At 73.8% G+C, this 15,063-nt stretch carries 3 protein-coding genes; all 3 read right to left on the bottom strand.

Going from position 1 to position 15,063, the window contains the following annotated elements; all coding sequences use genetic code 11:
• Positions 1 to 150: 150 nt before the first annotated feature.
• Positions 151 to 9,741 (bottom strand): amino acid adenylation domain-containing protein, encoded by a 9,591-nt coding sequence (locus tag ACWGIG_RS27055; RefSeq protein ID WP_453324281.1) that lies wholly within the window; start codon positions 9,739 to 9,741, stop codon positions 151 to 153.
• Positions 9,738 to 13,847 carry a non-ribosomal peptide synthetase gene (locus tag ACWGIG_RS27050; RefSeq protein ID WP_453324280.1) on the bottom strand — a complete coding sequence of 1,370 codons (4,110 nt, stop codon included), beginning with the start codon at positions 13,845 to 13,847 and terminating at the stop codon, positions 9,738 to 9,740. Before ACWGIG_RS27050 ends, ACWGIG_RS27055 begins: the two co-directional genes overlap by 4 nt.
• 134 nt (positions 13,848 to 13,981) lie before the next feature.
• Positions 13,982 to 15,063: NAD-dependent epimerase/dehydratase family protein (locus ACWGIG_RS27045; RefSeq protein ID WP_453324279.1), on the bottom strand; the 1,082-nt coding region annotated here is incomplete at its 5' end.

Here is a 15,063-nt window from a genome sequence, read left to right as displayed (position 1 = left end):
CCCCGCCCGCCCGGCCGGGGTGGGGGCCCCGGTCGCGGCCCTGCCGGGACCCCACGTGTGGGCGCCGTACCCCCGGGGTCTTCGCGGCCCGGCGGCCCCGGGGGGAAGCCCCGGGGGCCGGCCGGTTCCGTTCGACGGCCGGTGCGTCCCTTACCCGGCAGGTCCGGGAAGGGACGCCGCCGCGTTCACGGCGTCGGCGATCGTGCGCGCATGCGGCGGGCGGACGATGCCGTAGTGCGTCGTGTCGAGTGCCCTGCTGACTTCGAGGAGCGGCAACTCGCCCTTCCAGGCGATCAGTTGATCGTCGGGGGAGACGGGCTCCGGGAGGCCCGCCACCGGGCGGCTCGCCAGCCAGAGGTGGGCGGGCGTGCCCGCCAGGCCGGGCAGTTCGTGCGGTGCCAGGGCCGTGAGATTGGCCCGGCAGCAGCGTGCGAGCCGCTCGGCGTAGGCCTGGGCCCCCGCGCTGGGCCCGGCCTGGCCGGAGGCCCGGTCGCCCTGACCGCCTTCCCTGCCCTGGTCGAGCTCGTGTGCGAAGACCGCCTCGATCCCCGCCTCGTCGTACGTGAGGAAGCGCGGCCCGGAGCCCGGCGGCGGCGGGTCCAGCAGGTGGAGCCCCTCGGCGGGACGGCCCGCCGCCTCGGCCTCGGCCGCCATGGCGTGGGCCACCCAGGCGCCGAAGGACCAGCCCGCCAGTTGCCACCGCCACTCGCCGTGCGGGAAACGCGCCTGGAGCGCGTCGTGGTAGTGCCGGGCGCGCTCCATGAGCGACCAGGCCGGATCGGGGACCGCCACCACCTCGGGGTGGTGCGGAACCGGGTCACGAAGAGCCGGGTCCGCGATCAGGCACACCGTGAGGGCCGGGTCGAGCGCCGACACCAGGTCGCGGTACGCCTGGATGTCACCGCCCACCGGATGGACCAGGCACACCAGGTCGGAGCCGGTGCCCTCCTGCCACACCTCCAGCGCGACCTGCTCCCCACGGGGGCCCTGGGAATCCTGGGGATCATGGGAGCCCTGGGGGGCTTCCACGCGGAGGTGCGTCAGGAGCTCGTCGAGGCTGACGCGGTGGCTGAGGCGGGAGAGTTCGAGGCTCACGCCGTACTGCTCCTCCACCTTGACGATGAGGTCGATCATGGTGAGGGAGTCGGCGCCGTAGTCGTACAGGGAGGCCCCGGGGTCGAGTTCTTCCTCGGCGAGTCCCAGCCACTGGCAGAGCCAGCCGGAGAGGCGGGCGGCCACGTCGTCGTCGGCGGCGCCGCCGTCGCGTCCGGCAGGCACCTCCGGTGCCTCTTTCGCCGGGGCGGCAGGTCCGGCGTAGAAGGCGGGAGCCTGTTCGATGTCCGTGGTGGACACCAGCAGGTGGGGCAGCTGGAGGTGCAGCGCCCGCGCGAACAGCCGCTGCCCCTCCTCGGCCGTCAGACCGACCGCGAGGTGTGCCTGATGGCGGGCGTCCGCGTGCAGGGCGCGTTCGGCCATGCCGCCCTCGCGCCAGATGTCCCAGTCCAGCGCGATGCGCAACGTGCTCTCGCCCGCACCGGAACTGTGGCGGGCGAAGCCGTCGAGAGCGCCGTTCGCGGCGGCGTAGTCGTACTGGCCGATGCCGCCGAACAGCGCCGACATCGACGAGCAGTACACCGCGAAGGCAGGACCGTGCCGCTCGATCAGCCTCTCCACCAGCAGCGCACCGCGCAGCTTGGCCTCCGTCGTCCACCGCAGCACGGCGGGGTCGCGCCGGGCCAGCAGCCCACCGCCCGCCACGCCCACCGCGTGCACCACGCCGTCGATCCGCCGGGTGCACCGGTCGAGCAGGGCCATGACCTCTTCGGGGTCGGCCACGGCCAGATCGGCCTCGACCAGCTCCACCCGGTCCGCCCACGGCGCGAGTTCCTCGGGAAGCCACGACTGCGAGGACTGCCGGGACACGAGGACGACCCGGCAGTCGGACTCCGCGAGCAACCAGGCGGCCAGCGCCCGGCCGATGCCGCCCGTACCACCGAGCAGGACGTACGTCGCGGGGCCGTCCGGCAGGACGGACGGCGTCGCAGGGCCGGGGACGGCCACGGGCACGGGCGACAGCGCCTGACGCCACCAGTACCCCTGCCGGAGCGCGAGCCGACGGTCCGGCACCGGTGCCCCGGCCTCGCCGTCCTCCGCCGCGGCGAGCAGGCCCGCCAGCGCGGGCGACCAGGCCGGGGACCAGGGGGCCGCCCCGTCGCCCGGCAGGTCCAGCCACCGTCCGTCGACGGCGCACTCCTGCGGCGCCACCTCCGCCGCGCCCGCCAGCAGCCCCAACTCCGGGCGCTGTACGGGTCCTTCGACGGGGTGGGCGCCGTACGAGAGCCACCAGGGGCGCAGCCCCACCGGGTGCGCCAGCTCGGCCGCCGCGCGGAGCAGCGCGGCAGGAGTGTCCAGGCAGGCCCACCGGGCCAGGGCGAGCGAGTCCTCGCCGACCGGGCCCCGGACCGCGAGCGGCAGGGCGTGCAGCCAGTCGACGGTCTCCTGCGCACCCGCCGTCCCGGTCAGCGTTTCGAGCAGTCGGCGCAGCGAGTCGGGTTCGGCGGGGTCCACTTCGTACACGTCGTCGGCGAGCCGGGCGAAACCGTCGGCGGCGACTGCCGCCACCACCCGGTCGTACACCGTCTCGAACGGCCGCAGCGCCTCGGGCGGCAACGGCTCGGCCGTCAGCACGACCAACAGGCCGCGTTTGTAGGCCACTTGGGGAGCGGTGGCGGCCCGGCTCAGGCGCACCCAGTGCGGCTGGTGCAGCCAGTCGGCCTCGGCGATCCGCTCCGGCCACGCACTGTCCGGGGCCTCGTTACCCGGGGCCTCGGCCCCCGGCGCGGCGGCACGCTCGAAGTCGTAGGCGGTGAGCGCGAAGGCGGGCGGCGGGAAGTCCCACGGGGCCTGCGCGGGTCCCGCGGCCCAGTGGACGGTACGGGCGGACAGCCAGGCCTCGACCAGGGCGGCGGCCGGGTGCTCCGCCGCGCGCAGGCCTCCGCCGGAACCCTCGCCCTCTCCGGGGTCCGCAAGGGGACCGGGCACGGTCGTCTCCGTCGGCTGTGTGCCGCCGTCCGCGACCGTCCGCAGCCAGGCCAGTGCCTCCGTCACGTCGGTGCACACCGCCGCTGCCCGCCAGCGGCGGTGCGGGCGCCCCGCCTGGAGGTGGCGCAGCACCTCCTCGTACGTCTCGGGCCGGGTCCCGAGGTGGTCGGCGATGCGCGCGGCGTCGGCGCGCAGCGCCTGCTTGCTGCTGCTGGAGAGCAGCAGGCAGTACGGCGTCACGGAGGAGGCGCGGGTCGGCGCCCCTTCGCCGTCCGCTTCGAGCACCACGTGGGCATTGGTGCCGCCGATGCCGAAGCTGCTCACCGCGGCCACCCTCGGCCGCCCGGCGGGCCAGGGCGCGGCCTCGGTCGGGATGTGGAACGGGGCGGCGTCGGACCCGATCTGCGGGTTGAGCCTGCGGAAGTCGACCTGCGGCGGGATCACCCCGTGGTGGACCGCCAGCACGGCCCGCACCAGGCCGACCACGCCGGCCGCCGCGCCCAGGTGCCCGAGCTGGCTCTTCGCCGAGGACAGCGCACACCGGTCGCTGCCCGACAGGTCGAAGGCCTGCTTCAGCGCGCCGACCTCGACGGGGTCGCCCAGCGGGGTGCCGGTGCCATGCGCCTCGACGTACCCCAGGTCGGCGCTCGTACGGCCGCTGCGGCGCAGCGCGGCGCGGATCACCTCGCGCTGGCCGGTCAGTGACGGCGCGCTGTAACTGAGCTTGCCCGAACCGTCGTTGTTGAGCGCCGAGCCGGAGAGGACCGCGTACACGGTGTCGCCGTCGCGTCGCGCCAGGCGCAGCGGCTTGAGCACCACCACGCCCACGCCGCTCCCGCCGACCGTGCCGCTCGCGTCGTCGCTGAAGCCGCGGCAGTGCCCGTCCTCGGAGAAGATGTGCTGCGGGCGGTACGCGTAACCGCCGGTCAGCAGCGTGTCGACGAGCACCCCGCCCGCCAGCATCACGTCGGCGTCGCCCTGCCGCAGCAGCCCCGCCGCCACGTGGACCGCCACCAGCGAACTGGCGCAGGCCGCCTGCACGGTGAACGCCGGTCCCGACAGGTCGAGGTGGTAGGCGACCTTGGTGGTGAGGAAGTCCTTCTCGTGGTGCAGCGCCAGCTGGAAACCGTCGGGCAGCCGCTCGGGATCCGCCTCGCGCAGCAGGGACTGGAAGTACGTGTTCTCGCCGCAAGCGGCGACGAGCCCGACCCGCTCACCCCGCGCACGCTGCCCTTCGGGCCCGCCGGACGGGGCGATCCCGGCATGGGCCAGCGCCTGCACGCAGCTCATCAGGAGGTGGCGCTGCTGGGGGTCCATCAGCCGGGCCTCCTGCCGGCTGAGGCCGAAGTGCTCCGGGTCGAACGACAGCAGTTCCGACATCTGGCTGCGCGCCCCGACGAGGCCCTCGGCGGCCTCGAAGTGCTCGATGCCCCGGCCCCCGGTGCGTATCAACTCCCAGAAGGCGGCCAGGTCGTCGGCGCCCGGCACGCGTACGGCCATGCCGACGACGGCGATCGGTTCGGATGCGGACCCGAGGTCGTCGACCGCGGGTGACGGTTGGCCAACCACCCTTGCGGACGTGTGGTGTTGACCGTCGAGGAAGGCCGCGAGGCGGCGGATCGTGACGTGCTCGAAGAGGTCGGGGATGGAGAAGTCGAGGTCGGGCTCGGCGGTGCAGCGCAGATGGAAGCGCATCAGGCCGAGGCTGGACGCACCCGCGTCGAAGAAGCGCTCGTCAGGCCGGACGGGCAGGCCGAGCACCTCGTCGAACAGTTCCGTGAGCCGGGCCTCGCGCGCCGACAGCACCGGCGGCGCCGAGCGCCGGGGTGCGGCGGCGGCCCTCGGGTGCAGCTCATCGCCGGGTGCGGCGAGCGCCCCGCGCCGGTCCAGCTTGCCGCTCGGGGTGAGGGGCAGCCGCTCCAGGACCCGGAAGCGCTCGACGCGTACGTACGAAGGGAGCAGCGGGCTCAGATGCCGGGTCAGCATCTCGTGGCCTTCGCCGTGGTCGAAGGCGGTGGCGGTGTCGCCCGTCTGGAGGCACGCGACCAGCCGGACGCCTCCCGTGCGGCTGTCGTCCCGTACGACCACGGCATTGACGATGTCCGGGTGCTCCAGGAGCGCCGCCTCGATCTGGCCCAGTTCGATGCGGTGGCCGCTCAGCTTGATCTGCTGGTCGTCCCGGCCCCGGTAGTGCAGCAGGCCTTCGTGGTCGAAGTGCGCCAGGTCGCCGCTGCGGTAGAAGGTGCCGAGTCCCGGCAGGTCGACGAAGCGGTCCTCGTTGAGCCGGTCGTCGCCCGTGTAGCAGGGGGCGGCCATGGGGCCGCCGATCAGCAGACGGCCGGGGCGGCCGGGCGGTACCGGCTGGTCGGCGGCGTCGACCACCCGCAGCCAGGCGCCCGCCACCGGCGTGCCGATGGCCGGGCGCTGCGGCCAGCCGGCCGGATCACCCTCCAGGCACAGACCGCTGACCACATGGGTCTCGGTCGGCCCGTAGTGGTTGAACAGGCGGGCGCCGGGCAGCCCGGCGAACCACTGCCTGATCGCGTCCGTGCACAGCAACTGCTCGCCCGCGGTGACCACTTCGCGCAGCCGCGAGGGGTAACGGCCGAGCCGGACGCCGTGCTCGGCGAGGAGCTGGAGCGCCACGTACGGCAGGAAGATGCGCTCGGCCCCCGCCGCTTCGAGCTGGTCGAGCAGCGCCGGGACGTCCTGCCGCCACTGCGGGCGCACCAGGTGCAGACGGCCGCCGCCGCACAGGGTGCTGAAGATCTCCTGGAAGGAGACGTCGAAGGAGAGCATGGAGAACTGCTGGGTGACGGCGGGCCCCGCAGGGCCGCCCGCCTCCTGCTGCCACTGCAGCAGGTTGCACAGGGTGCGGTCGGGCACCTGCACACCCTTCGGGACGCCGGTGGAGCCCGAGGTGAACAGCGTGTACAGCGGCCTCGGCCCGTCGTGGGCCACGTATGGCAACTGCGAGGCGGCCGACGGCGGACGTGGCGCGAGCGCGACCGGGCGGCGCGGCAGCGAGTCCGGCGCGATCCCGTCGAGCGCGTCCGTGTCGCCGCCGGCCACCAGCACGCAGAGCGGTTCCACCTGGGCGAGGATCTGCCGCAGCAGGGCCGGAGGGTACGAGGGGTCGAGCGGGACGGCGGTGACATTGAGCCGGGCCAGCGCGAGGAGCGCCACCACGTGGGTGTCCGACGGCTGGAGGTACAGCGCGACGCAGCGAGGGCTCCCGTCCCCTTCGGGCAGCGGGTGCTCACTGCACAGCTCGGCCGCCAACTCGGCCGCGTAGGCGTCGAGTTGGGTGTACGTCAGGGTGCGCTCGCCGGTCACCAGCGCGGGTGCGTCGGGCGTACGGCGGACCTGCTGGTCGAACCCCTCGGCGACGGTGGTGAAGACCGGATGCAGCGGGGCCGCACGGCCGGGCTCGGGCAGTTGCTGCCGGTACGGGGCGACCAGCTCGGCCAGCGAGGGGCCGACGGCCTCCGCGGTGAGACGGTCGAGGCCGTCGCGGTACAGCTCCGCCATCGCCGCCACCTCACCGGCGTCGAAGTAGCGGGCGTCGTACTCCCACAGGCAGTCGAGCGCGCTTGCCGGCTCGCCGTCCGCGGGTGCGGAGCCCTCGGCCGGTGCGGTGCGCTCGACCACCGACAGCGTCAACGGGCACTTCGCGGCGGTCGGTTCGGGCCAGTGCGGACGCACCCGGCAGCCGGGGAGCGTCAGTGCGCCGAAGTCGGTGTTCTCCAGCACGAAGAGGAAGTCGAAGGGGGTCTCCCCGGTTCCGCCCCTGCCGTCGGCCGACGCGTCGCTCAGTGCGTCGGCCAGCGTCACGTCCTGGCGGTCGAGCACCGCCCGCGACATGGCGCCGAGCCGCAGCAGCAGCGGGCGCAGCCGTTCGTGCACGTCCAACTCGCAGGGAAGCAGCACCGTGTTGGCGAACATGCCGACCCCGGACGCGAACTCCTGCACCGGCCGGTTGGCCACCGGGGCCGCGACCCGGAGCCGGGTGCGGCCGGTGACTCCGTACAGACTCCAGGCGTACACGCCCAGAAGCACCTGGAACCGGGTGAGGCCGAGCTCGCCGCAGAGCCGGTCGAGCGCCGCGCGTCGGCCCGCGTCGAGCGTGGTGAGCAGCAGCCGTCCGGTGGCGCCGTCCGGTGCGCGGACCGGCTCCAGGGGGCCGCCCTGGTCCTCCCGGCCCGAATCCGCCAAGTCCGCGTAGGTGCCGCGCAGTTCGGTGCGCTGCGTGCGGTAGGCGTCGCGGGTGAACCACTCGGACTGCCAGGCGGCGTAGTCGAGCGGCGTCGGGGCGGCCGTGGTGTCCTGGCCCTGCGGCCGTTCGCCCCGCGCGACGGCATAGGCCTCCGACAGGTCGCCGAACAGGACGTTGAGCGACCAGCCGTCGACCGCGATGTGGTGCAGGGACAGCAGCAGCTCACCGCCGCCGGGCCCGGGCAGCCAGCACGCCCTGAGCAGTTCGCCGCGCGCCAGGTCGAAGGCGGCGTCGAAGAGCCGGGCGGTGAAGGCGGACCGGCCCGCTGCGTCGCGGACGGCCTCCGGGGTGGGCTCGACCCACGGGTCGTACGGTTCGCCCACCACCTGGCGCAGCCCGTCGGACCCGGCCTCGAAGGCGGTACGCAGCGCCGGGTGGCGGACCACCAGGCCCCGCAGCGCCTCCCGCAGCGCGCGGGCGTCGACCTCGCCGTCCACCGTCTCCACCCGGAAGACGAGCGGCACGTGGTACGCCCGGGAGGCGGGGTCCTGCTGCTGGAGGAGCCAGAGCCGCTGCTGCTCGGCGGTGGCGGGGGCGGACCGGGCCCCGGCGGGGGCGGCCGGCCGGGGGTAGGGGGAAACGTTGTCCTCACGGTCCTGGGCGCGGCCCGCTTCGATCGCGGCAGCCAGCTCGGCGAAGTCCGCCCGCAGCACGAGGGCCTGGGGCAGCTCGACCCCCCAGCGACCCCGCACTTCGAAACGCAGCCGCAGCGCCTTGAGGGAGTCGCCGCCGACCGCTATCCAGCGGTCGGTGCCACGCAGACCCTCAACTCCTGTGATCTCGGCGACGAGTTGGAGCACCTCGCGCTGCCACTCCGTGAGCTCGGCCGCGTCACCCCGCTCGGGGAGGTCCGCACCGGACCGCCGCCAGGGCGCGCCGGCGTCGCGCAGCAGCACCTCCCGGTCGACCTTGCCGTTGGAGTTGAGCGGCAGCTCGTCCACCAGGTACGTCCGGTGCGGACGCATGTACGCGGGCAGCCCCGCGGCCAGGTGCTCCTCGAACGCGTCGTAGGACAGGTCGGCGCCCAGCACCAGGTGGGCCAGCAGCTCGTTGACGCCGTGCGCGTCGCGCCGGGTGCACACGTACGCCTGGCGCACGGCCGGGTGGGCGGTGAGCGCCCGCTCCAGCTCGCCGGGCTCGATGCGGAAGCCACGCACCTTGACCTGCCGGTCGGCGCGCTCGACGTACGTGTAGCGGCCCTCGGCGTCGCGGCGCACCAGGTCGCCGGTGCGGTAGTGCCGGTGTGCTCCGCCGTCGTGCCAGGGCAGGGTGACGAAGCGGCGTACCGTCTCCTCGGGCAGATTGCGGTAGCCCGCCGCCAACGCCTCGCCGGACAGGTGGAGTTCGGCCACTTCGCCCGGCTCGGCCACCCGGCTGCCGTCGACCACCGGCAGTGCTCCGGTGCCCGGCAGCGCGCGGCCGATCGGCACCACGTCGCCCTCGAAGTCCCGGGGGATCGGGTGGAGAAGCGCGAACGTGGTGGCCTCGGTGGGACCGTAGACGTTGTGCAGCCGGGTCTCGGAGGCGCTGTTGTGCCGGTACCAGCGCGTGATCAGGCGCGCGTTGAGCTGCTCGCCGCCCACGAGCACCTGGCCGATGCCGGAGAAGCAGTGCGGCACCTTGTCGACCACCGCGTTGAACAGCGCCACCGTGATGAACAGGACGTCGATGCGCAGCCGTTCGAGCTCGGCGGCCAGCACCTCGGGCGTCTGCACGGTCTCGTCGTCGAGGATCACGCAGCAGCCGCCGGTCAGCAGCGGGACCCAGACCTCGAAGCTGAGCGCGTCGAAGGCGGGGTTGGACATGCAGGAGAACCGTGCGCCCTCGACCGCGCGGAGGTACCCGGGCCTGGCGAGGCGCAGGATCCCGGCGTCCCGCACCTCGACGCCCTTGGGGCGGCCGGTGCTTCCCGAGGTGTAGAAGAGGAAGGAGGGGTGCGTGCCTTCGGGGCCCGTGCGGTCCTCGCGGCCCGGGTTCGTTCCAGGGTGGTCCGCGGTGGGGCCGAGCAGTGCGTCGACGGTCAACTGCCCGACGTCGGGCGGCAGTTGATCGGCGTCGCCCGCGCCATCCGCCCCGTACACCACCAGCACGCTGTCCGAGTCGGTCAGGATGTGGCGGCGGCGCTCGGGCGGGCTCTGGGCGTCCAGCGGTACGACCACCGCGCCCAGGCGCAGCACGCCGAGCATGACGCAGACCAGCTGCCAGGAGCGCGGCAGGCAGAGGGCGACCGCCTGGCCGGGGCGTACGCCGTACGCGTGCAGTGCGTCTGCGGCGGACGCACTGGCCGCCTCCAGCTCCGCGTAGTCGAGGCGGTGCGCACCGTCCACGAGCGCGGGCGCCGAGGGGTGGCTGCGGGCGCGGGCGAGTACGGACGCGGCGAGGCCGGGGGTGCGGGCGGGCTCGTGGGGGGTGGTGTCGTTCATGCCTGGTCCGCCTGCTCTGCGTCTGCCCGCTGTGCGTCTGTCTGTTCTGCGTCTGCCCGCTGTGTGTCTGTCTGCCGTGCGTCCGCCTGGTCCGCCTGCTCGTCGCAGTGGGCCAGCTCGGTCTCGATCGTCGCCGCCACCCGCAGTACCTCTGCGGACTCCAGCATGTCCCAGTGGCCACAACGCACCGGCTCCACGCGGAAGGTGCCGTCCGTGCCCGCGGTGCGGCGCTGCCAGAAGTCGCGGACCTCCCGCAGTTCCTCCTGCGTCGCGCCCTCGACGGCCTGCATCAGGACGGTCCTGGCCGTCGTGTCCGCCGCTTCGTGGTCGACCGTGGTGAGCCGGTTGTGGTTGTAGAGGTGGAAGTACTGCTCGATCTGCTGGTCGTCGATGCCCGGGTACATGCCGTTGAACTTGATGAGCTTGTCCCGGAACTCCGCGATCTCCACCGGCACGACCGCGGCCCGCGCCTGCGGGTCGTCGGTGCCAGGGGTGTCGAGCAGCACCACGCTCAGCGCCCCGCGGCCCGCCGCGGCGAGGCGGCGGCCCATCTCGTGGGCCACCAGACCGCCGTACGAGAGCCCGGTGAGGACCAGCGGCCCGCCCGAGGCGAGCAGCGGCTCGATCAGCGACAGATAGGACTCGGCCATGGCGTCGACCGTCGGCAGGAAGTCCTCGCCGGGGTTGACGCCGGGCGACTGGATGCCGTGGATGCCGAGGGCGTCGGGCAGTGCCTTGGCCAGCGACAGGTAGCAGAAGGCGGTGCCGCCCGCCGGGTGCACGCAGACCACGTGGGCGCGGCCGTCGCCCGGCCGGAAGGTGAGGAGGTTGCTCGGCGGCGCACCGTCCGCGCCCCGCCGCAGCCGCCCGCCCAGCTCCTCGATGGTCGGATGCAGCAGGAGGTCGCGCAGCGGCAGGGACTGGCCGAACTCCTCGCGGATCGCGTGGGCGAGCTTGATCGCGGAGATCGAGGTGCCGCCGATGTCGAAGAAGCTGTCGCGGATGCCGATGTCGGGGTGCAGCAGCAGCCGTTGCCATATCTGATAGAGCGTCAGCTCGATGTGGTCGCGCGGGCTGGCCTGGTTGACCTGGGCCGGGCGGGCGGCCCGGGAGAGCTCCAGCACGGCGGTGCGGTCGAGTTTGCCGTTGGGCGTCTGCGGCAGGCGCGGCAGCTCGACGTAGAAGGCCGGGATCATGTGGCTCGGCAGTCGCCGGGCGAGCGCGGCCTTCCACTCGGTGGCGGTGCGCGGCTCGGCGCCGGTGCCGGTGCCGGCGCCGGTTGCGGTGTCGGTGTCTTCTGCCGTCGCCGTGCCGATCGCGGCCACCAGATACGGTTCGCCGCTCGCGTCCAGATCGGTGAGGACCGCCGCCTCGACCACGCCGGGCTCGTCGAGCAGCGTGGCCTCGATCTCGCCCGGCTCCACCCGGAACCCGCGCAGCTTGATCTGGTGGTCGCGGCGTCCCACGTACAGCAGCTCGCCCTCGGGCAGCCAGCGGACCAGGTCCCCGCTGCCGTACATGCGCTCACCGGGCACGAAGGGGTCCGCCACGAACCGCTCGGCGGTGAGTTCCGGACTGTTCAGATAGCCGCGCGCCAGGCCCGCACCGGCGATGTACAGCTCGCCGATCACGCCGATCGGCACCGGCTCGCGCCGCTCGTCCAGGACGTACGTACGCATGTTGGCCACCGGCCTGCCGATCGGGGCCTGGCGGGCGAGCGGGCGCGGGCCCAGGTAGGCGGTGCAGTACAGCGCGGTCTCGGTGGGCCCGTAACCGTTGAGGACGCGCAGCCCCGGCAGGGCCTGTTCCATCCGGTGGAGGCTGTCCTCGGGCAGCGGCTGCAACCCGGTGCGCACACAGCGCAGCGCAAGCCCTTCGAGCCGCTTCTCGGGCGCCTCGCAGATCCACTTGACGAAGGCGGGCGGCAGCAGCACGTCCACGACGCGGTGCTCGGCCAGCCAGCCCACCAGCGCCTCGGGGTCCTCGCGCACGCCCTGCGGCACCAGGTGCAGGACACCGCCGGTGGTGAGGGGCAGCAGCAACTCCTGCACCGAGGCGTCGAAGGAGAAGGAGGGCCACATCGCCGACGGCAGCCCGGGCGTCGCACCGAACTCGTGCTGCCAGTAGTCGAGGAGGTTGAGGATGCCCCGGTGCGTGGCGGCCACCCCCTTCGGGCGGCCGGTCGAACCCGAGGTGAAGATCACGTACGCCAGATCTTCGGGGCGGACGGCGACGGCGGGGGCGACGGGTGCGGAGGTCTCTGCCTCGACCTCGGCCAGCGACAGCCATCCGTCCGCCGCAGTGGCCGCATTGCTCAGCACCAGCACCGCGCCGGAGTCCGCCACCATGCCCGCCAGCCGCTCGGTGGGCAGCGCCGGATCCATCGGCAGGTAAGCGCCGCCGGCCTTGAGCACGCCGAGGATGCCCACCACCATGTCCACGGAGAGGTCCGTGTGCAGCCCGACCACCCGGTCGGTGCCCACTCCGCGGGCGATCAGCGCGTGCGCCACCCGGTTGGCGCGCCGGTCCAGGGCGGCGTAGTCGAGCCGTTCGCCCAGGTGCACCAAGGCGGTCTGCCCGGGGCGCTCCCTCACCTGCGCCTCGAAGCGCTCGACCAGGCCGGTCCCGGTCGCAGGGAGGTGGGTGTCGTTGAAGTCGAACAGGAGCTGCTTGCGCTCCTGCTCGTCGAGGAGCGTCAGCTCGGCGACGGGCAGGTCCGGGCGGGCGGTCATCTGCTCCAGGACGCGGCGCAGATGACGTCCGTACCGTTGCGCGGTCGTGTCGTCGAAGAGGGCGACGGCGAAGTCGAGGGTGCCGGTGATGCATCCCCCGGCCTCGGCCAGCGACAGGGTCAGGTCGAACTTCGCTGGTGTGCAGGCGGACTGACGCGGCGTCACATCGATGCCGGGCAGCTCCCACGCGCCCTCCCGGCCCTCGGGCTCGTCGTCCTGCCAGGCGAGCACCGCCTGGAACAGCGGCGTACGGCCCAGACTCCGCGGCGGCTTGACCAGATCGACGACCTGCTCGAACGGCAGGTCCGCGTGGAGCCGGGCGGACAGCGTCACCTCGCGCACGCGCCCCAGGAGTTCGTCCGACGTCGGGTCCCCGGAGAGGTCCGTGCGCAGCGCCAGCGTGTTGACGAAGGGGCCGACCAGACCCTCCTGCCCGGTGCGCCCGCGGTGGGCGATGGGCGTGCCGATCACCACGTCGTGCCCGCCCGCCAGCCGCGAAAGCACCAGGGCCCAGCCCGCGAGGACGGCCATGAAGGCCGTGGAGCCGTTGCGCCGGGCGAACTCCCCGACCGCGGCGGTCAGCTCCTCGTCGAAGTGGACGGGCACCTGCCCGCCCCGGAAGTCCTGCTCGGCAGGGCGGGGCCGGTCGGTGGGCAGTTCCAGGAGTGCGGGGGCGTCGGCGAGGGTCTGCTGCCAGTAGGCGCCCTGCCGGGCCGCCGCGTCGCCGGCCAGCCACTCCCGCTGCCGGGCGGCGTACTCGGCGTACTGGACGGGCAGCGCGGGCAGCGGGTCGCCCACGCCGTCCCCGGAACCTCCGAAGGCCGCGTAGAGGATGCCGATCTCGCGCCGCAGGATCCCCGTCGACCGATCGTCCGCCGCGATGTCGTGCAGCGTCAGAAGAAGGACGTGCCGGTCCGCCCCCAAGACCACCAGGCAGCCCCGCACCGGGTGCTCCGTCGCCAGGTCGAACGGCGCGCCTGCCATCTCCCGCTGCACCTCCGCGAGCTGCTCCTCGGCGCGGGGGTGCGCAGAAAGGTCCCGTACGGAGAGCGGGAAACCCGCACCCGGCGGATCGACCTGCTGGACGGGAGACCCCGCCACGGCGATCAGCCGGGTGCGCAGTACCTCGTGCCGGGCGACGAGCGCGTCCAGCGCCCGGCCCAGCGCCGTGCGGTCGAGCTCGCCCCGCAGTTCCACGGCCAGGGGTGTGTGGTACGCCTCGCCGGCGCCCTGCATCTGCGCCAGGAACCACAGCCGCTGCTGTGCGGAGGACGGCGGCGCCGTGAATCCGGCCGCGGACTCGGCCGAGTCCGCAGCCGCGACTTCGGTCGTGGACGCACGCGAGGATCGGCGGGGCTTCTGGTTCGCGGTCAAGGCCAACTCTTCCACTCTGGGGGAGCCGCCGGGCCGTACGAACGAGAAGCAAGAGCCGCACCGTCGACCGGTCCGGCCTTCCACCGGATGATTGATCAGCATGTCGGATTCTGTCAATAAGGGTCAGACAGTGGTCAGGTTGTGACAGGTGTGACCATCTCCGCCAGCACCGTACGGAAGTCCTCGCCCTCGCCCGGCCTCGGGCGCAGCGCGGAAGCCAGCCGCTCCGCCCGGTAGTGCCAGTGGTGGTCGAGGTCCGGGTGCACCTCTGCACCCGACCGTACGGTGCTGTCGCTGCCCAGCAGCCTCCGCAGCTCGTCCGTGAGCTCCGGCCAGCCGACGTGGCCGCTCACGGCGTTGGCCACGCCGTGCACCGGGGTGTCGAGACACGCGGTCACCGCGCGGGCCAGCGCAGCCGCGTGCACCCACGGTGCGCCGTACCACTCGTGGCCTGCCGTGCCGGGCGAGGGCAGGGTGATCGGGGTGCTGTTGCGGGCCGCCTGGTACAGCAACCCGGTGGCCCCCCACCGCAACTGGTCGCGCAGCCGGTCGTGCGGGCCCCACACGAGGGGGGAGCGGACGGCGCTCGCGCCGCCGCGCCCACCGGTGCCCGCGGCCTGCAAAAGGATGCACTCGCAGTCGACCTTGGCCTGGCCGTACGGGCTCAGCGGCTGCCGGGACGGGGCCTCCTCCGCCACCTGTGCGTCCGCCGGGTGTCCGTACGCGTCGACGCTGCTGACGAAGACGAAGGGGCCGCTGTTCCACGCCTCCACCATCGCCCGCATCGCCGCCACGTCGACCTCGGGCCGGGTGAAGGTGCAGGCGGCGTGGATCACGGCGTCCGCACCGGCGACCGCGTCCCGCAGCCCTTCGAGGTCGCTCAGGTCGCCCGCCAGTACCTCGACGCCGTCCCCGGCCACCAGGTGCGCGGATTCCGGGCGGGCGAGTGCGAGGACCGGCCTGCCGAGGGCGGCCAGTTCGCGCAGGACGAAGGCGCCGACGCCGCCCGTTCCGCCGGTCACCAGGACCGTCCCGGGCTTGGTGACGCGTCGCTTCACGGACCGTACGACAGGCGCCGCGGTCGGCGCCGCGTCCCGTGCTGCCGCACGGGTGTCCAGGAGCGTCAGCAGTGCGCGCGGGGTGCGCGACTCCATGATGTCCAGGCCGGTCAGGGGCAGTTCGAGCCCGGTGCGCAGCCGCTCGGCCAGTTGTACGG

This window comes from Streptomyces sp. NPDC054863, from assembly GCF_053610825.1.
The sequence above is the reverse complement of the archived record's forward strand: the minus strand, read 5'-3'. Positions and strand labels throughout refer to the sequence as shown.